The following is an 18,770-nucleotide window of genomic DNA, read 5'->3' as shown; positions in this document are numbered from 1 at the left end:
GGCCCGCGGGGGGCCACGCGGTTCCCCGACCGCCCGGGCGGTCGGGAGCCCAGGGATGTCGGGCCCGCGGCGGCCCTCCCGCGTCGCTCACGGCCGCGCCTGCCTGGCGTCGAGGTAGTGCTGGAGGATGACCACGGCCGCCGCCTGGTCGATCACCGGCCGCTGCCGGCGGCTGTCGATGCCGCCCGCGCGCAGGTGCTGGGCTGCGGTCACGGTGGAGAGCCTCTCGTCGATCAGGTGCACCGGCACATCCGCTATGCGACCGGCCAATGCCTGAGAGTAGGCGTCGGCGTCCCGGGCCGAGGCGCCCGACGCACCCGACAGGTGCCTCGGCTCCCCCACGACCACCTCCGTCACCTCGTGTTCGGCCACGAGCTGGGCGAGCCGGTCGAGGTCGGCGCCGTCCCGGGAGCGGCGCAACGTCTCGAGCGGGCTGGCCAGGGTGCCGGTCGGGTCGGACAGCGCCACGCCGACGCGGACCGAGCCGACGTCGACGCCCATGACCCGGCCGCCGCGCCGCGGCGGAGCGGGCGGCGGCGGCACCCGCAGGTGCTGCGGCCAGCCGCCGCTCAGGTCGATCTCGGTGGTCTCGTGCCGGGGTGGTGCCGGGATGCCGCGGCTGAGGTCGATCTCCGTCGTCGGGTGGTGGCCCGGCTGCTCGGCGGGTGGTGCCGGCCGCTGCCGCGCGGGGGGCACGGCGGGCAGCTCACGCCGCCGTCCGCCGACCGGGCCGGTGTCGTCGGATCCGGTGTGCTCGCGCTCGGGCACGGGGTCACCTCCTCGTGGCGGTCGCAACCGCCTGCTCGCCGGCCTCCAGGGCAGCGGGGATGCCCGAGGGGTCGGTACCGCCGCCCTGGGCGACGTCGGGCTTGCCGCCCCCACGTCCGCCGACCGGTGCCGCGGCCGCCCGCAGCACGTCGCTGGCCGACAGGCCCGCCTCCTGCGCCGCGGGGTTGAGCGCCGCGACGAGTGCCACCTTGCCACCGGATTCCGAGACGAGCAGGACCACCGACGGCCTGTCGCCGGGCAGCCGTCCCCGGACGTCGAGGGCGAGGGAGCGCAGATCCCCACCGGCCAGCCCGGCCGGGGAACCGGTCACGACGGCGACCCCGCCCACGTCGTGCGCCGCCGCGGCCAGCGAGCCCGCGGCGGCCAGCGTCTGCTGGGCGCGCAGGTCGGCCAGCTCCCGGTCGACGTCGCGCAGCCGGGCGAGCATGCCGCTGACCCGCTCGGCGAGGCCGTCGGCCGGCGTCTTCAGCAGGTCGGCCAGCTGGCGGACCAGGTCGCGCTCGCGCGCGAGGTAGCGGAAGCCCTCGAGCCCGACGACGGCCTCGACCCGGCGGGCGCCGGAGCCCACCGACGACTCGCCGGTGAGGGCGATCGTGCCGATCTGCGCGCTGCCCCGGACGTGCGTGCCGCCGCAGAGCTCCCGCGACCACGGCCCGCCGATCTCGACGACCCGCACCTTCTCGCCGTAGGTCTCGCCGAACAGCGCCAGCGCGCCGATCGCCTGCGCCTCGGGCAGCGTCATGTAGTTCGCGGTGACGGTGTGGTCGGCGCGGACGGCGGCGTTGGCGACGTCCTCGATGTCGGTGCGCTGCTGCTGGGTGAGCGCGCCCTGCCAGGCGAAGTCCAGCCGCAGGTAACCGGGGCGGTTGTAGGAGCCCGACTGCAGGGCCTGCGGGCCGAGCACCTGCCGCAGCGCGGCGTGGACGACGTGGGTGCCCGAGTGGGCCTGGCAGGCCGACAGCCGCCACTCGCGGTCGACCTCGGCGACCAGCGCGGCACCGGTGCGCAGCTCGCCCTCCAGGACCCGGACCTGGTGGGCGACCAGGCCCTTGACCGGTCGCTGCACGTCGAGCACCTCGGCGCGCCCGCCGTCCCAGCTGAGCAGGCCGGCGTCGGCGACCTGTCCGCCGGACTCGGCGTAGAACGGCGTCCGGTCCAGCACCACCCGGGTGATCTCGCCGGCGGCGGCGACCCCCGGGCCGTCCTCGTCGCCGGACACCACACCAAGCACGCGGGAATCGGTGCGCAGCGTCGTGTAGGCCCGCCAGTCGGTCGGGCCGTGGGCGGCGAGCAGCTCGCGATAGGCGGCGACGTCGATCGCGCCGGTCTTCTTGGCCCGTGCGTCGGCGCGGGCGCGGTCGCGCTGCTCCTGCATGAGGGCGCGGAAACCCGCCTCGTCGACGGTCACGCCCTGCTCGGCGGCCATCTCGAGGGTGACGTCGATCGGGAACCCGTAGGTGTCGTGCAGGCTGAACGCCTGCGCGCCCGACAGCGTCGCCGCGCCCGCCTTCCGCGCCTCGCCGACCGCGGTGTCGAACAGCGCGGTGCCGGAGGTGAGGGTGCGGCGGAAGGCCTCCTCCTCGGCGTAGGCGACGGCGGAGATGCGGGCGAAGTCGGTCTCCAGCTCCGGGTAGCTGGCCTTCATCGCGTCGCGGGAGACCGGCAGCAGCTCCGGCAGGGTCGCCTCGTCGACGCCGAGCAGCTTCATCGAGCGGACGGCGCGGCGCAGCAGCCGGCGCAGGATGTAGCCGCGGCCCTCGTTGCCGGGCGTGACGCCGTCGCCGATGAGCATCAGCCCGCTGCGGACGTGGTCGGCGACGACCCGCAGCCGGACGTCGTCGTCGTGCCCCCGGCCGTAGGTGACGCCGGCCAGCTCGGCGGCGCGGCGCAGCACCGGGGCGACCTCGTCGATCTCGTACAGGTTGTCCACGCCCTGCAGCAGGTAGGCCACCCGCTCCAGGCCCATGCCGGTGTCGATGTTCTTCTTCGGCAGGTCGCCGACGATGCGGAAGTCCTCCTTGCTCCGCACGTCGTCGAGCTCGTACTGCATGAAGACCAGGTTCCAGATCTCCAGGAACCGCTCCTCGTCGACGACCGGGCCGCCGTCCCGGCCGTGCTCGGGGCCGCGGTCGACGTAGATCTCGCTGCACGGGCCGCCGGGGCCGGGTTGGCCGGTGTGCCAGTAGTTGTCCTTCCGCCCGCGGCGCTGGATCCGCTCGTCGGGCAGGCCGGCGATCCGCTTCCAGGCGTCGGCGGCCTCGTCGTCGTCCAGGTAGACGGTGGCCCAGATCGTCTCCGGGTCGAAGCCCAGCCCGCCCTCGTCGGTCTTGCCCGTGACCAGGTCCCAGGCGTGCTGGATCGCGCCTTCCTTGAAGTAGTCGCCGAAGGAGAAGTTGCCGTTCATCTGGAAGAACGTGCCGTGGCGGGTGGTCTTGCCGACCTCCTCGATGTCGAGGGTGCGCACGCACTTCTGCACGCTGGCCGCCCGGGGGAACGGCGCGGGCTCCCGGCCGGTGAGGTACGGGATGAACGGGACCATGCCGGCCACCGTGAACAGCAGCGACGGGTCGGGGCTGACCAGCGAGGCGCTGGGGACGACGGTGTGCCCGCGCTCGGCGAAGTGCTCGAGGAAGCGGCGGCGGATCTCGGCGGTCTGCATCTGGTGTCCGGTTCGGCGGGGCCGGGCGCGGTGCGTGCCCGGCGGAGGGTCAGTTGTCGGCGGCGTGCGCGCCGCGCCGCTGCGGCAGCGGGGTCTCGTCGCGGTCGGGCAGCGGGGCGTCGAGGCCGGTGCCGGCGCGCAGCTCCTGCTCGCGGGTGGCCGCGGCGGCGCGGACGTCGGCGCCGAAGTCGCCGATCGCCTCGGCCAGGTCGCGCAGCCCCTCGGCCAGCGACCCGGCCAGGCTCTGCGGGGTCAGCCGGTCGGCGGCGGCCGACAGCTTGCGCACGACGAGCACGCCGATGGTGATGCCCATGGCCAGCCAGAACAGCCGGCGCATCAGGCGGCCCGCCCGGCGCGCCGGGCCGCGCGGCGCTCGCGGCGGGCGGCCTTGTCACGGGCGGCGGCGTCGGCGATGGCCTGGCCCTCCCGCTTCTTGCGTGCCGCGGTGCGCACGCCGTAGGTGAACGCGGCGATCTTGATCAGCGGGCTGCCGAGGGTGGCGGCCACGACGCTGGTGAGGGCGGCCACGTTGCTGGAGACGTTCGCCGCGTTGCCGGTGATGTCGTCGACCCGCTCCAGGTTGCTGTTCACGTGCGCGACGGTGGTCTGCGCCTGGGTCAGGATCGGCTGGGCCTGCTCGCGTGCCTGGCGGATGGTCAGCGTGGTCTCGTCGAGCGTGCGCCCGAGCTTGAGCAGCGGGACGGCCAGCAGCAGCACCAGGACCACCAGGGCGAGGGCTGCGATCAGCCCGGCCCACTCTCCTGCGGACACGCGGTCTCCTCGTCGTCGGCGAGCCGGAACGGCTCGCGCCCGGCGCCGATCACCCTAGCCGGGCGCGCCGGCGGCCATCCGACCCGAGCGGGGCCACGGCGCGCTCACCTGCCGCGGCGCAGGATGGCCCGCAGCTTGACCAGTCGTGCGGCCAGCGGCCCCTCCGCGCCGCGCGTCGTCGGCCGGTAGTAGTCGCGGCCGACCAGCGCGTCGGGCGGGTACTGCTGGGCCACGATGCCCTCGGGCGTGTCGTGCGGGTAGCGGTAGGTCGTGCCGTGGCCGAGCTTCTTCGCGCCCGGGTAGTGCGCGTCGCGCAGGCCCGCCGGCACCGGGCCGCCCAGCCCCGCCCGGACGTCGGCGACCGACTCGCCCATCGCCACGGTGACCGCGTTGGACTTGGGCGCGGTGGCCAGGTGGACGACGGCCTGCGCGAGCGGGAAGTGCCCCTCGGGCATGCCGATGAACTGCACCGCCTGCATGGCGGCCACCGCGGTGGGCAGCGCCGTCGGGTCGGCCATGCCGATGTCCTCGCTGGCGGAGATGACCAGCCGCCGCGCGATGAAGCGCGGGTCCTCCCCCGCCTCGACCATGCGGGCCAGGTAGTGCAGCGCGGCGTCGACGTCGCTGCCGCGGATCGACTTGATCAGCGCGCTGGCGACGTCGTAGTGCTGGTCGCCCTGCCGGTCGTAGCGGACGGCGGCCTGCGCGACGGCGGTCTCCAGCGTGGCGAGGTCGACCACCGCCGATCCGGCGCCCTGCGCCGCCCCGGCGCCGGACTCCATCGCGGTGAGCGCCTTGCGGGCGTCGCCCCCGGCGATGCGGACCAGGTGCTCCTCCGCCTCGTCGGTGAGCGTGACGGCGCCGGCCAGACCCCGCTCGCCGGTGAGGGCGCGGCGCAGCACCGTGCGGACGTCGTCGTCGGAGAGCGGCTGCAGGGCGAGCACCAGGCTGCGGCTCAGCAGCGGGCTCACCACGGAGAAGAACGGGTTCTCCGTGGTGGCCGCGACGAGGCTGACGATCCGGTCCTCGACGGCGGACAGCAGGCTGTCCTGCTGGGTCTTGGAGAAGCGGTGCACCTCGTCGATGAACAGCACGGTGCGCCGGCCGGCGTAGGTGAGCTCGCGCTTGGCCGCCTGGATGACGGCGCGGACCTCCTTGACGCCGGAGTCGAGCGCCGACAGCTGCACGAACTGGCGCTTCGTGGCCAGCGAGACGACGTGCGCCAGCGTGGTCTTGCCGGTGCCGGGCGGGCCGTAGAGCACCAGCGACATCGGCTCGTCGGCCTCGACGAGCCGGCGCAGCGGCGCGCGCGGGCCGAGCAGGTGCTGCTGGCCGACCACCTCGTCGAGCGAGCGCGGCCGCATCCGCACGGCGAGCGGCGCCCCGGGGTCGACCGCGTCGGCGACACCGCCGACGTCGTCCGCGCCGTCGAACAGCGAAGCCACGGTGCCCTCTCTCCGCTCGTGCGAGGCGCTCGGCTCCCACATGCCTTCCGCCCAGGGTTGCGACGCTACCCGTGGGGCACGACGGATCCGGCCCGTCGTCCCGAACCCGGAGGCACCCGTGCAGCAGCGCACCATCGGCAACCCCACCGTCGGCACCGTCGCGGTCGGCGCCATCGGCCTCGGGGCGATGCCCCTGTCGACGAAGGAGGACCGGCCCTCGCCCGCCGACGCCGAGAAGACCGTGCACGCCGCCCTCGACGCAGGGGTGACGCTCATCGACACCGCCGACGCCTACGCGCTGGACGAGGGCGAGTTCGGGCACAACGAGGAGCTCGTGGCGCGGGCGCTGCGCTCGTGGGGCGGCGACGCGTCGTCGGTGCTGGTGGCGACCAAGGGCGGGCACACCCGGGAGGGCCGCGCGTGGGGACTGGACGGGTCGCCGGCCTACCTGCGGCGGGCGTGCGAGGCGTCGCTGCGCCGGCTGGGGGTCGAGGCGATCGGGCTCTACCAGTTCCACCGGCCCGACCCGGCCACCCCGTGGGAGGAGTCGATGGCCGGGATGCGCGCGCTCTTCGACGACGGGCTGGTGCGGATGGTCGGCATCTCCAACGCCGACGTCGCGCAGATCGACGCGGCGCGGTCCGTGCTCGGCGACGCCCTGGTCGCGGTGCAGAACCAGTTCTCGCCGGGCTACCGGTCGTCGGCCGGCGAGCTGGCCCACTGCGCCCGGCACGGGCTGGCCTTCCTGCCGTGGTCGCCGTTCGGGGGCGTCGGCTCGGCGGGGTCGCTGGGCTCGGCGGCGCCGGGGTTCGCGGCCGTCGCCGAGGAGCTGGGCGTCTCGGTGCACCGGGTGGCGCTCGCCTGGCACCTCGCGCAGGCCGGCGTCGTCGTCCCCATCCCCGGCGCCTCCAAGCCGTCGTCCATCACCGACTCCGCCGCGGCGGCCGACCTGGAGCTCTCCCCCGCCCGCCTCGCCCTCCTGGACGGAAGTTGACCATCGTCGGACGGCTGGTCCCGCCGGCGTGTCGCGCAGCCATCCGACGATGATCGACTCGAGGGGACGGGGCGGGGTCAGCGGCGGATGGGATGCGGCGAGCCGGGGCCGCCGGGCTCGTCGGGGAGCGGCGGCTCGTCGGGCCGGACGTCGACGCCGGCCTCCTTGCGCTGCTCCTCGGTGATCGGCGTCGGCGCCCCGGTCAGCGGGTCGTAGCCGGCACCGGTCTTCGGGAAGGCGATGACCTCGCGGATCGAGTCGACGCCGGCCAGCAGGGCGCAGGTGCGGTCCCAGCCGATCGCCGCCCCGGCGTGCGGCGGCGGGCCGTAGGAGAACGCCTCCAGGAAGAAGCCGAACCGCTCGCGGGCCTCCTCGGCCGACATGCCGAGGGTCTCGAACACCCGCTCCTGGAGCGCCGCGTCGTGGATCCGGACCGAGCCGCTGGCCAGCTCGTTGCCGTTGACCACCAGGTCGTAGGCGTCCGAGAGCGCCGCCGCCTTGTCCTGCTCGAAGCGGTCGCGCCACTCCGGCGTGGGCGAGGTGAACGGGTGGTGGGTGAAGGTCCAGTCACCGCTCTCGGTCTGCTCGAACATCGGGAAGTCGACGACGAACAGCATCGACCAGGTGCCCGGTCGCGCGAGCTCCAGCCGCCGCGCGACCTCCACGCGCGCCGCGCCCAGCAGCTCCTGCGACGGCTTCCGGGCGCCGGCCGCGAAGAACACGCAGTCACCGGGCGAGGCACCGACGGCCTCGACCAGCCCCGCGCGTTCGGCGTCCGAGATGTTCTTCGCGACCGGCCCGCCGAGCTCGCCGTCCTCGCCGACGGTCACGTACGCCAGCCCGCGCGCGCCCCGCGACCTCGCCCAGTCCTGCCAGGCGTCGAAGGCGCGGCGGGGCTGCGACCCGCCGCCGGGCATCACGACCGCGCCCACGTACGGCGCCTGGAACACCCGGAAGGGGGTGTCGGCGAAGTACCCGGTGAGTTCAGTCAGTTCGACGTCGTAGCGCAGGTCGGGCTTGTCCGAGCCGAACCGGTCCATCGCTTCCCGGTAGGTCATCCGGGGCAGCGACGGGACGTCGTAGCCGGCGAGCTCCTTCCACAGCGCCCGGACGACGGCCTCGACCACGGCCAGCACGTCCTCGCGGGAGACGAAGCTCATCTCGAAGTCCAGCTGGGTGAACTCCGGCTGCCGGTCGGCGCGGAAGTCCTCGTCGCGGAAGCAGCGCGCGATCTGGTAGTAGCGCTCGAGCCCGCTGATCATGAGCAGCTGCTTGAACAGCTGCGGCGACTGCGGCAGCGCGTACCAGGAGCCGGGCTGCAGCCGCACCGGGACGACGAAGTCGCGGGCGCCCTCCGGCGTCGAGCGGGTCAGGTTCGGCGTCTCCACCTCGACGAAGCCGTGCGCGGCCATGATCCCGCGGGCGATGCGGTTGACCTCCGAGCGCAGCCGCAGCGCCCGGGCCGGGCCCTGCCGGCGCAGGTCCAGGTAGCGGTACCGGTACCGGACGTCGTCACCGGCCGCCGCGTCGGTCTCGACCGGGAACGGCAGCGGGGCCGCCGCCGAGAGCACCTCCAACGACGACGCCGCCACCTCGATCCCGCCGGTCGGCAGCTCGGGGTTCTCGTTGCCCTCGGGACGGCGCCGCACCTCCCCGGTCACCAGCACGCAGAACTCCGCGCGCAGGTGGTGCGCCTCCTCCTCGCGGACGACGACCTGCACGTAGCCCGACGCGTCGCGGAGGTCGACGAACACCACGCCGCCGTGGTCGCGCCGACGGGCGACCCAGCCGGCGAGGGTGACGGTGGAACCTGCGTCGGACGCGCGCAGCGTGCCGGCGTCGTGGGTGCGCAGCAAGGGAGTGCCTTTCGGGAGGAACGAATACGAGCGGTCGGGCTACCAGCGGTCGTGCACGTGCGCGCGGACGCGCTCGTCGTAGACGCGCTCGAGGTCGGCCAGCTGGGTGGTGGTCAGCGGCGGCAGGGCGGCGGCGGCCACGTTGCCGCGCACCTGCTCCACCGAGCGGGCGCCTGGGATGACGGTGGTGACGCCGGGCTGATCGATGACCCAGCGCAGCGCGAAGGCGGCGGTCGGCGCATCGCCGGCGATCTCGGCGACCTGGCGCGCGGCGGCCACGCCGACCTCGAAGGGCACGCCGGCGAAGGTCTCGCCCACGTCGAAGGCCTCGCCGCGGCGGTTGAAGTTGCGGTGGTCGTCGGGGGCGAAGGAGGTGGTCTCGTCGTACTTGCCCGTGAGCAGGCCGCTGGCCAGCGGCACCCGCGCGAGGATCCCGACCTGCGCCTTCTGCGCCGCGGGCAGCAGCTCCTCGAGCGGCTTGCGCCGGAAGATGTTGAGGATGACCTGGATGGTCTGCACGCCGGGGTGCTGCAGGGCGGTCAAACCCTCCGCCACCGTCTCCACCGAGACGCCGTAGGCGGCGATCGCCCCCTCCTCGACCAGGCGGTCGAGGGCGTCGTAGACGCGCTGGTCCGAGTAGACCTCCGTCGGCGGGCAGTGCAGCTGCACGAGGTCGAGGGTGTCGACGCCCAGGTTGCGCCGCGACTGGTCGACCCAGCCCCGCAGGTTGTCCGCCGAGTACTGGTCGGCGGTGTGCGGGTTGGCCTGACGGCCCGCCTTGGTGGCGACGAAGGGCCGGTCCGACCGCGGTGCCAGGGCCCTGCGGATGCGCTCCTCGGACCGCCCGCCGCCGTAGACGTCGGCGGTGTCCAGCAGGGTCACACCGGCGTCCAGCGCGGCGTCGAGCACTTCACCGGCGGTGTCGTCGTCGACGTTCCCCCAGTCGGCGCCGAGCTGCCAGGTGCCCAGGCCGACGACGGACACGTCGGCTCCCGTCCGCCCGAGAGGCCGCTGCTCCATGTTCATCCCCCCACCGTGGCACGGACGGTCTCGAACAGCTCCCCGACCGGGACGGCGCGCTGCTCGCCGCTGCGCAGGTCCTTGAGCTGCCCGACGCCGTCGGCCAGGTCGCGCTCGCCGATGACCACCGCGTGCGAGGCGCCGGAGCGGTCGGCGGCCTTCATCGCGCCCTTGAGCCCGCGGTCGCCGTACACGGTGTCGGCCGCCACCCCCGCCTGCCGCAGCCGGCCGACCAGCCGTACGGCGACCCGCTTGGCCTCCGCGCCCAGGTGGACGACGAACACCTGGACGCCGGTCCGCGCGACGACGTCCAGCCCCTCGGCCTGGACGGCGAGCAGCGTCCGGTCGACCCCGACCGCGTAGCCGATGCCCGAGACGTCCGGCCCGCCGAGCGCCGCCGACAACCCGTCGTAGCGCCCGCCGCCGCCGATGGCCGACTGCGAGCCGAGGCCGTGGTGCACGAACTCGAACGTCGTCTTCGTGTAGTAGTCCAAGCCGCGGACGAGCTTGGGTGCCTCGCTCCAGGTGACGCCGAGATCGGTGAGGTGCTGCCGGACGGCGTCGTAGTGCGCCCTGGTCGAGTCCGACAGGTGGTCGACCATCAGCGGGGCGTCGTCCAGCTGCGCCTGGACCTCGGGGCGCTTGTCGTCGAGCACCCGCAGCGGGTTGATCTCCGCCCGGCGCCGGGTGTCGTCGTCCAGGTCGAGCTCGGCCAGGTACTCGACGAGCAACTCGCGGTACTGCGGCCGGCAGGTGGCGTCGCCGAGCGAGGTGAGCAGCAGCTCGAAGTCGGTCAGCCCCAGGTCGCGGAAGCCCTGCACGCCCAGCGCCACGACCTCGGCGTCCAGCGCCGGGTCGTCGACGCCGAGGGCCTCCATGTCGACCTGGGTGAAGTGCCGGTACCGGCCGGCCTGCGGCCGCTCGTAGCGGAACGCCGACCCGACCGTCCACAGCTTGACCGGCAGGGCGCCGGTGTGCAGCCGGTGCTCGATGAAGGCCCGCACCAGCCCGGCGGTCAGCTCCGGGCGGAGGGTGAGCGAGCGGCCGCCGCGGTCGTCGAAGGTGTACATCTCCTTCGTCACGACGTCGGTGGACTCCCCCACCCCCCGGGAGAAGACGGCGGTCTCCTCGAACACCGGCGTCTCGACGTAGCCGTAGCCGGCCCGGCGCAGCGGCGCGACGAGCGCGTCGCGGACGGCGAGGAAGCGCTCGGAGTCCGGCGGCAGCGTGTCGAACGTGCCCTTCGGCGCGCGCAGCACGTCGGTCACAGCGGTCGCCTCCGCGGTCCCCGTCGACTCCTCACAGCCCCCTCCGCGCGGGCGGCGCGCCGGCCCCCGCCGCGGCCTCCGCGAGGTAGGGGTTGGTCGCGCGCTCCCGGCCGACCGTCGTGGCCGGCCCGTGCCCGGGCAGCACCACCGTCGCGTCGTCCAGGGGCAGGACGACGTCGCGCAGCGAGCGCAGCATGTCCTCCCACGAGCCACCCGGCAGGTCGACCCGGCCGACCGAGCCGGCGAACAGCACGTCGCCGGCCAGCAGGCCGGGCGCCTCCCCCAGGTCGAGGGAGAAGACCACCGAGCCGCGGGTGTGGCCGGGCGCGTGCCGCACGGTGAGCTCCACGCCCGCGAGGGGGAGCACCGCGCCGTCGTCCAGCGGCCGGACCTCGGCGGGGTCGGGCAGCCGGGCGCCGGTGATCAGGGGGGCCAGCGCGGGACCGTGCCAGCGCGCGGGGTCGGCGAGCATGCCGGAGTCGGCGGGGTGCAGGTAGGCGGGGATGTCGTAGCCGTCGCAGACCGGGAGCACCGAGAAGGTGTGGTCGAGGTGCCCGTGGGTCAGCACCACGGCGACCGGCTTGAGCCCGTCGTCGGCGAGCAGGCGGGCCAGCGGCTCGACGGCGTCCATGCCGGGGTCGACCACCACGCACTCCTGCCCCGGGCCGGGGGCGACCGCGTAGCAGTTGGTGCCGAACACGCCGGCCGGGAAGGAGCGGATGAGCACCCGTGCAGGTTACGCGCGGGTGATCACCCGCCCGCCGCGCCGGGGGCAGGCGGGCCCGCCGCGTCCGGGGGACGGCCAGGCTCGCCACCTACACTCGCGGGTCGACCGGTGCCGGACGCGCTGCCCCGCCAGCTCCCGGCCCGCCCGACGCGATCGCAGCACCCCGAGGAGCCCTGCCCCGTGCCCACGAACAAGCAGCGCCGCGAGGCCGCGCAGCGCCACCTGCAGCGCCAGCTCGAGCGGCGGGCCGACGCGGCCCGCCGGCGCCGCCGGAACACCGGCATCGTCGCCGCCGTCGTCGCCGCGCTGGTGGTCACCGGGGTGGTCCTGCTCGGCACCGGCGTCATCGGTGGCGGCGACCCGGCCTCCGACGCCGCCGCCGACGCGACGGCGACCCCGGGCGCCGCGCAGACCGCCGCCGCGGCGCCGACGAGCGCCCCGCCGGCCCCGTCGACCAACCCTGACGGCACGGTCACCTGCACGTACGCGCCCACGCCGACCGACGCGCCGGACGTGACCGACGTCGGCACGCCGCCGAACCCGGGGGCGACGCCGGCCCAGGGCACGACCACGCTGCGGATGACCACCGACCAGGGCGAGCTGACCCTCACGCTCGACCGCTCGCTCGCCCCGTGCGCGGCGGCCAGCTTCACCCACCTCGCCGAGCAGGACTTCTTCACCGGCAGCCCGTGCCACCGGCTGGTCACCCAGCCGACCTTCGGCGTGCTGCAGTGCGGTGACCCCTCGGGCACCGGCGGCGGGGGGCCGGCGTACCGCTTCGCCGAGGAGGTGACCCCGGAGACCACCTACCCCCGCGGCACCATCGCGATGGCCAAGAGCGCGGATCCGGGCACCACCGGCAGCCAGTTCTTCCTGGTCTTCACCGACGCGCAGCTGGCGCCGGACTACACGGTGGTCGGCACGGTCGACGAGGCCGGGCTGCAGGTGCTCGACCGGATCGCCGCGGCGGGCGACGACGGCTCGTTCGAGCCCAGCCCCGGCGGTGGGGCGCCGAACCTGCCCGTGACCGTCCAGGACGTCGCCGTCGTCGGCTGATCCCGGGCGCCGGCTCGCCGTCCCCGTCGTCCCCTGACCGCTTCGCTCCCCCGACGGCGGGGGCGGCGGGAGCGCGGCGGGAGCGCGGCGGGGGGCGGCCGCCCGCCGGGGCCGGAGAGCCGGGGCGCTACGCGGTGACGCGCTCGACGTCGAAGACGCCGTCGACGTTGCGCACCGTCTGCAGCACCGAGCCCAGGTGCGCGGGGTCGGCCAGTTCGAAGGTGAACCGGCTGATCGCCACCCGGTCACGGCTGGTCTGCACCGAGGCCGACAGGATGTTGACCCGCTCGTCGGCCAGCGCCTTGGTGACGTCGGACAGCAGGCGGTGCCGGTCGAGCGCCTCGACCTGGATGGCCACGAGGAACACCGAGCCGGGGGCGTTGGCCCACTCCACCTCGACCAGCCGCTCGGGCTTGCGCTGGAGGTCGGCGGCGTTGGTGCAGTCGGTGCGGTGCACGCTCACCCCGCCGCCGCGGGTGACGAAGCCGAGGATTCCGTCGCCGGGCACCGGCGTGCAGCACTTGGCGAGCTTGGCCCACACGTCGGTCATCCCGTGGACGACGACGCCCGGTTCGCCGGACGACGGCCGGCGGCGCACCGGGCGCCGGGTGGGGATGGCGGTCTCGGCGATGTCCTCGGTGGCGCCCTCGGCGCCGCCGAGCGCCGTCATCAGCTTGTCGACCACCGAGGCGGCGGAGATCTGGTTCTCCCCCACCGCCGCGTACAGGGCGGTGACGTCGGCGTAGCGGAGGTCCTTGGCCAGGGTGGACAGGGCCTCGCCGCCGAGCAGGCGCTGCAGCGGCAGCCCGGCCTTGCGCATCGCCCGGGTCAGCGCCTCCTTGCCCGCGTCGACGGCGTCCTCGCGGCGCTCCTTGGTGAACCACTGGCGGATCTTGGTGCGCGCCCGGGAGGACCCGACGAAGGACAGCCAGTCCTGCGAGGGACCGGCCGTCGGCGACCGGGAGGTGAAGATCTCGACCACGTCGCCGTTGGACAGCTTGCTCTCCAGCGACACCAGGGTGCCGTTCACCCGGGCTCCGATGCACCGGTGGCCCACCTCGGTGTGCACCGCGTAGGCGAAGTCGACCGGCGTCGAGTCGCCGGGCAGGCTGATCACGTCGCCCTTCGGCGTGAAGACGAAGACCTCCTGCGGTCCGAGGTCGTAGCGCAGCGTTTCCAGGAACTCGCCCGGCTCCTGCGCCTCGCGCTGCCAGTCGAGCAGCTGGCGCAGCCACAGCATGTCGTCGGGCGAGCCTCCCCTGGGCGCGCCGAGCTCGCCGGGCCCGGGCTTGCCGCCGGCCTTCGCCTTCTCCTTGTACTTCCAGTGCGCCGCGATGCCGTACTCGGCGGTGCGGTGCATGTCGTGCGTCCGGATCTGCAGCTCGACCGGCTTGCCCTGCGGGCCGATCACCGTCGTGTGCAGCGACTGGTACATGTTGAACTTCGGCATCGCGACGAAGTCCTTGAACCGGCCCGGCACCGGCTGCCAGTGCGCGTGCATGATGCCCAGCGCCGCGTAGCAGTCGCGGACCGAGTCGACCAGGATGCGGATGCCGACCAGGTCCCAGATGTCGGTGAAGTCGCGACCGCGCACGATCATCTTCTGGTAGATCGAGTAGTAGTGCTTGGGGCGGCCGGTGACGACCGCCTCGATCTTGGCCCCTTTCAGCTGCTCGCTCACCGCCGAGGTGACCTCGGCCAGGTAGGTGTCCCGCGACGGCGCGCGCTCGGCGACCAGCCGGACGATCTCGTCGTAGCGCTTCGGGTAGAGCGTGGCGAACGCGAGGTCCTCCAGCTCCCACTTGATCGTGTTCATGCCCAGCCGGTGGGCCAGCGGGGCGAGGATCTCCAGCGTCTCGCGCGCCTTCTTCTCCTGCTTCTCCGGCGGGAGGAAGCGCAGCGTGCGCATGTTGTGCAGCCGGTCGGCCAGCTTGATGACCAGCACCCGCGGGTCGCGGGCCATGGCGACGATCATCTTGCGGATCGTCTCGGCCTGGGCGGCGTCTCCCAGCTTCACCTTGTCGATCTTGGTGACGCCGTCGACGAGGTGCGCGACCTCGGGGCCGAAGTCGGCGGTGATCGACTCGATCGTGGCGCCGGTGTCCTCCACGGTGTCGTGCAGGAGCGCGGCGACCAGCGTCGTGGTGTCCATGCCCAGCCCGGCCAGCACGGTGGCCACGGCGAGCGGGTGGGTGATGTACGGGTCGCCGCTCTTGCGCTTCTGCTGGGCGTGCGCGGCCTCGGCGACGTCGTAGGCCCGCTGCAGCAGCGCGAGGTCGGCCTTCGGGTGGCTCTGCCGGTGCAGCGCGGCCAGCGGCTCGAGCACCGGGCGTACCGGGCCGCTGCGCTGGCCCGCGGTGATCCGGCGGACCAGCCGGTCGCGCACCCGGCGGCGCGGAGCGACACCGTCGCCGTCGAACGGCTCGGTGGCGACGTCCTCGGGACGGCGGCTCCCGGGGCGGTCGGGCAGCGGCGGGCGCGTGGGGGCCGGCGCTCCGGCGGACGTCGCCACGGACGACGAAGCCAAGGACGAGGACGCCCCGGACGACGACGCTCCGGACGACGACGCCCCGGACGACGACGCCCCGGACGACGACGCCCCGGACGACGATGCCCCGGAGGTCTCCGCTCCGGTGACCCGCGCGTCGCTGGGCGGCGTCCGGGGGGACGGCGCCGCATCGGGCGCGTCGGGCGGGGCGGCCGTGGGCGCGGGCGCGCCGGGGACCGCGTCGGCGGCGACGTCCGGGGCCACGGCGACTCCTGCAGGGCTGTGGAAAGCGGAGCGCCCCCATGCTAGCCGGGCTGCGCGCCCGGCCACCCCGTCCGGGTGGGAGGACTGCGGGTCAGCGGCCGGCGGAGGCCGGTCGAGCGGGCGCTGGGCGCCGCGTCACGTCGTCCACAGGGCGTGCACGACGTGCGGCGCGATGCGCGCCCGGCCGCCGAGTGCCGCCAGCTCGATCACGACCGACACGCCGGTGACGACGCCGCCGACCTGCTGGACGAGGCCCACCGCGGCGGCGAGGGTCCCGCCGGTGGCGAGCACGTCGTCGACGACCAGCGCCCGCTGGCCGGGCCGCAGGGCGTCGGCATGCATCTCCAGCGTCGCCACGCCGTACTCCAACGCGTAGTCGGCGGCGATGCGCTCGCGGGGCAGCTTGCCGGCCTTGCGGACCGGCACCACGCCGACGCCGGCGTCCAGCGCCACCGCGGCGGCCAGCAGGAAGCCGCGCGCCTCCACGCCGACGACGACGTCGAACCCGGGGTCCGCGCCGGGCGCGTCGGGCCCGGCGACGGCGGCCGCCCGCGGATCGGCGTCCGCCGGTGCCCGCAGTCCCCGCACCATGCGGCGGAACGCCGGCCCGTCGGCGAAGACCGGCGTCAGGTCGCGGAACAGGACCCCCGCGGTCGGGTAGTCCGGCACGTCGACGGTGAGCCCGGCGATCAGGGCATGCAGCGGCTGCTCCGGACCCGCCGGAGGTGCCCCGACGGCCGGCGGGGCCGGCGCGGTCGGGGGCGCGCCGCGGTCCGCCGCCGGGACGGCGCCGCCGCCGGTCACCGGTGCCGCTTGCCGGCCGAGCGCCGCCCGCCCGGGCGCTGCGGTCGCTGCCCCGGCCGCGGCGTGCTCGTCCCGCCGCTGCGCGGCTCCGGCCGCACCGAGGCGGGCGATTCCACGACCACGTCGGCCTCCACCGGACCGGGCAGCTCGTCCTCGCGCTCGGCGACCGCGACCGCGGAGGCACGGGGAGTGCCGCCGCCGCGGCGGGCGGTGGCGACGCGACCACCGGCCGGGGCGGCGGTCACGCCGCCCGCGCGGCCGGCCGACGACCGGCGGGCGAGGACCCGGCGGCGCAGCGCCTGCACCTCGGGCTCGCGCTCCTTCAGGTCGGCGACGATCGGCGTGGCCAGGAAGATCGACGAGTAGGTGCCGGCGGCCAGGCCGACGAACAGCACCAGGGCGAGGTCCTTGAGCGTGCCGACGCCGAGCAGGCCGGCGCCGACGAACAGCAGACCCGCGACGGGCAGCAGCGCGATGACCGAGGTGTTGATCGAGCGCATCAGCGTCTGGTTGACCGCGAGGTTGGCCGCCTCGCCCCAGGTCATGCGGGCGCCCGCGGCCAGGTCGCGGGTGTTCTCGTCGACCTTGTCGAACACGACCACGGTGTCGTACAGCGAGAAGCCCAGGATGGTCAGCAGACCGATGACCGTCGACGGGGTCACCTCGAAACCGACCAGCGCGTAGATCCCGGCCGTCACCAGGAGGTCGTGGGCCAGCGCGGCGATGGCGCCGATGGCCATCTTCGGCTGGAACCGGAGGGCCAGGAAGATGACGACGGCCACCAGGAACACCGCCAGCGCGATGAGCGCCTGGTCGGTGATGTCCTGGCCCCATTCGGCGCTGACCGAGTCGGGGCTCACCTGGTCCGGCTGCAGGCCCGCAGCCTCGGCGACGGCCTCGATCGCGGCGCGCTCGGTGTCGTTGTCGAGCTGCCCGGTGCGCAGCAGGATCTCGTCGCCGCCGACGACCTGGGCGCTGGCCACCTCGGCCCCGGCGCCCTCGGCGGCCGCGCGGACTTCCTGCAGCTGCGCCTCGGATCCGGGCAGCCGCAGGCTGTTGCCGCCGGCGAAGTCGATGCCGAAGTTGAAGCCGCGGAGCACCATCACGGCCAGGCACAGCAGCACCACGACGGCGGTCACCCGGTAGATCAGCCGGCTGCGGCCGACGACGTCCAGGCCGGCCTCGCCGTTGTACAACCGGTGCGCCAGGGACGCACGCCCGGCCCGGTCGGGCCGGGTGCCGCGCGCCGCCGGGCTCCCGGCCCGCGGCAGGCCGGCCTCCTCCAGCGCGCTGTCGTCGGCGGCCGCGGCGGCGTCCCGCTCGACGCGTGCCGCGTCCTGCCGCTCGTCGGCGTCGGTGCCCGCCGGCGGGCCGGTGGCCGTCGTCCGGTCGTCGGGTCGGCGGCCGGTCATCGGGTGCTCCTGTCTCGTGCGCTGGTGCCGGCGCCGACCAGCTCCCGGTCGGCGGTCGCCGCCGGAGCGGCCGGACGGCGGGACCGGTCGACGCTGCCGAGCCCGGAGAAGCGGGCGCTGCCGAAGGACTTGAACCGGGACAGCACGGCCATCAGCGGGTGGGTGAAGAGGAAGACGACGACCAGGTCGAGCACGGTCGACAGGCCCAGCGTGAACGCGAAGCCCTTCACGTCGCCGATCGCGAGGACGTAGAGGATCGCCGCGGCGAGGAAGCTGACCGCGTCGGCGGACAGGATGGTGCGCCGCGCCCGCACCCAGGCCCGCGGCACCGCCGAGCGCAGGGTGCGGCCCTCGCGGATCTCGTCCTTGAGCCGCTCGAAGTAGACGACGAACGAGTCGGCGGTGATGCCGATGGCGACGATGAACCCGGCGATGCCGGCGAGGCTCAGCGTGAAGCCGATCTGCCGGCCGAGCAGCACCAGGCTGGCGTACACCACGACCGCGGACAGCACGAGGCTGGCGATCATCACCAGGCCGAGCAGGCGGTAGTAGAGCAGCGCGTAGACGAACACCAGCGCGATGCCGATGGCACCGGCGATCAGCCCCGCCTCGAGCTGTTCGGCGCCCAGCTCGGTGGAGATCGACTCGGCGGTCGCCTGGGTGAAGGTCAGCGGCAGGGCGCCGTAGCGCAGCTGGTTGGCCAGCTGCTCGGCCGTCTCCTGGTCGAACTGGCCCTGGATGGTCGTCTGGCCGCTGATCGCGGCGGTGATGTTCGGTGCGGAGACCACGCGGCCGTCGAGCGTGATGGCGACGTTCTGACCGATGTTCGCGGCGGTGTACTCGGCCCAGGTCGCCCGCGCCTCGGACTTGAAGTCCAGCAGCACGATCCACTCGCCGGTCGTCGGCTCGGTGGCGGCCGAGGCGTCGTCGATCTCGGTGCCCTCGATGATCGTCGGCCCGAGCAGGTACTTGAACTGGCCGTCCTCGCTGCAGGCGGCGAGGAAGCTGTCCGGCCGGGCGACCTCGCCGGAGGTGTCCGCCGGCTCGCAGGTCAGCTCGGCGTAGCGGGCCGCCGCCTCCTCCTGGGTCGCCGGGGCGGCACCGGGGTCCACCGGCGCCGCGGCGTCGGTCGGCTGCGCGGCGTCGGTCGGCTGCGCGGCGTCGGTCGGCTGCGCGGCGTCGGTCGGCTGCGCGGCGTCGGTCGGCTGCGCGGCGTC

General features: G+C 74.9%; 15 protein-coding genes. 2 read left to right on the top strand and 13 right to left on the bottom strand.

What is annotated here, in order from left to right:
* Positions 1 to 87: 87 nt before the first annotated feature.
* The 5 genes from ruvX to OF117_RS19055 form a co-directional block, all read right to left on the bottom strand.
* Positions 88 to 768, bottom strand: coding sequence for a Holliday junction resolvase RuvX (gene ruvX / locus OF117_RS19075; protein WP_263554427.1), 681 nt, complete (start codon positions 766 to 768; stop codon positions 88 to 90).
* A 4-nt stretch (positions 769 to 772) separates the two neighbouring features.
* Entirely contained in the window at positions 773 to 3,448 is a 2,676-nt protein-coding gene (alaS, locus tag OF117_RS19070) for an alanine--tRNA ligase (RefSeq protein WP_263554426.1), read from the bottom strand.
* A 49-nt stretch (positions 3,449 to 3,497) separates the two neighbouring features.
* Entirely contained in the window at positions 3,498 to 3,785 is a 288-nt protein-coding gene (locus OF117_RS19065; RefSeq protein WP_263554425.1) for a hypothetical protein, read from the bottom strand.
* Positions 3,785 to 4,219, bottom strand: coding sequence for a DUF948 domain-containing protein (locus tag OF117_RS19060; RefSeq protein ID WP_263554424.1), 435 nt, complete (start codon positions 4,217 to 4,219; stop codon positions 3,785 to 3,787). The genes OF117_RS19065 and OF117_RS19060 overlap by 1 nt, the downstream gene beginning before the upstream one ends.
* Before the next feature lie 104 nt (positions 4,220 to 4,323).
* On the bottom strand, positions 4,324 to 5,664 hold the full coding sequence (locus OF117_RS19055; protein ID WP_263554423.1) for a replication-associated recombination protein A: 1,341 nt from the start codon (positions 5,662 to 5,664) through the stop codon (positions 4,324 to 4,326).
* Positions 5,665 to 5,782: 118 nt separating this feature from the next.
* On the opposite strand from OF117_RS19055, the gene OF117_RS19050 reads away from it, so the two are divergent.
* The gene (locus tag OF117_RS19050) at positions 5,783 to 6,658 is read left to right on the top strand and encodes an aldo/keto reductase (RefSeq protein WP_263554422.1); all 876 of its coding nucleotides are present in this window, start codon (positions 5,783 to 5,785) and stop codon (positions 6,656 to 6,658) included.
* A gap of 77 nt (positions 6,659 to 6,735) precedes the next feature.
* Here the strand turns inward: OF117_RS19050 and aspS are convergent, their stop codons facing one another.
* Genes aspS through OF117_RS19030 form a run of 4 tightly spaced genes read right to left on the bottom strand, consistent with a single transcriptional unit; the run spans position 6,736 to position 11,529 of the window.
* Complete coding sequence (gene aspS / locus OF117_RS19045; RefSeq protein WP_263554421.1) at positions 6,736 to 8,514, bottom strand: aspartate--tRNA ligase; 1,779 nt, start codon at positions 8,512 to 8,514, stop codon at positions 6,736 to 6,738.
* A 39-nt stretch (positions 8,515 to 8,553) separates the two neighbouring features.
* Entirely contained in the window at positions 8,554 to 9,498 is a 945-nt protein-coding gene (locus tag OF117_RS19040; protein ID WP_263554420.1) for an aldo/keto reductase, read from the bottom strand.
* A gap of 38 nt (positions 9,499 to 9,536) precedes the next feature.
* Positions 9,537 to 10,802 (bottom strand): histidine--tRNA ligase, encoded by a 1,266-nt coding sequence (hisS, locus tag OF117_RS19035; protein ID WP_263554419.1) that lies wholly within the window; start codon positions 10,800 to 10,802, stop codon positions 9,537 to 9,539.
* Positions 10,803 to 10,833: 31 nt separating this feature from the next.
* Positions 10,834 to 11,529, bottom strand: coding sequence for an MBL fold metallo-hydrolase (locus tag OF117_RS19030; RefSeq protein ID WP_263554418.1), 696 nt, complete (start codon positions 11,527 to 11,529; stop codon positions 10,834 to 10,836).
* Positions 11,530 to 11,709: 180 nt separating this feature from the next.
* On the opposite strand from OF117_RS19030, the gene OF117_RS19025 reads away from it, so the two are divergent.
* A complete protein-coding gene (locus OF117_RS19025) occupies positions 11,710 to 12,585 on the top strand; it encodes a peptidylprolyl isomerase (RefSeq protein WP_263554417.1) in 876 nt (291 codons plus the stop codon).
* A 127-nt stretch (positions 12,586 to 12,712) separates the two neighbouring features.
* Here OF117_RS19025 and OF117_RS19020 read toward each other — a convergent pair whose 3' ends face one another.
* The 4 genes from OF117_RS19020 to secD form a co-directional block, all read right to left on the bottom strand.
* On the bottom strand, positions 12,713 to 15,097 hold the full coding sequence (locus tag OF117_RS19020) for a RelA/SpoT family protein (RefSeq protein WP_263554416.1): 2,385 nt from the start codon (positions 15,095 to 15,097) through the stop codon (positions 12,713 to 12,715).
* 375 nt (positions 15,098 to 15,472) lie between these two features.
* A complete protein-coding gene (locus OF117_RS19015) occupies positions 15,473 to 16,141 on the bottom strand; it encodes an adenine phosphoribosyltransferase (protein WP_318014274.1) in 669 nt (222 codons plus the stop codon).
* Positions 16,138 to 17,553, bottom strand: a complete 1,416-nt coding sequence (gene secF / locus OF117_RS19010) for a protein translocase subunit SecF (RefSeq protein WP_263554415.1) — start codon at positions 17,551 to 17,553, stop codon at positions 16,138 to 16,140. The genes OF117_RS19015 and secF overlap by 4 nt, the downstream gene beginning before the upstream one ends.
* Positions 17,550 to 18,770, bottom strand: a 1,221-nt coding sequence (secD, locus tag OF117_RS19005) for a protein translocase subunit SecD (RefSeq protein WP_263554414.1), incomplete at its 5' end; no start/stop codon positions are given. The genes secD and secF, both read right to left, overlap by 4 nt.

The sequence above is a fragment of the Geodermatophilus sp. YIM 151500 genome (assembly GCF_025716945.1).
In the GTDB taxonomy this organism is placed as follows: Bacteria; Actinomycetota; Actinomycetes; order Mycobacteriales; family Geodermatophilaceae; genus YIM-151500.
This window is presented reverse-complemented; position numbering and strand designations above follow the sequence as displayed.

Coding starts and splice junctions, on each gene's coding strand:
- alaS (WP_263554426.1), bottom strand. CDS start 3,448: ATGCAGACCGCCGAGATCCGCCGCCGCTTCCTCGAGCACTTCGCCGAG.
- OF117_RS19065 (WP_263554425.1), bottom strand. CDS start 3,785: ATGCGCCGGCTGTTCTGGCTGGCCATGGGCATCACCATCGGCGTGCTC.
- secF (WP_263554415.1), bottom strand. CDS start 17,553: ATGACCGGCCGCCGACCCGACGACCGGACGACGGCCACCGGCCCGCCG.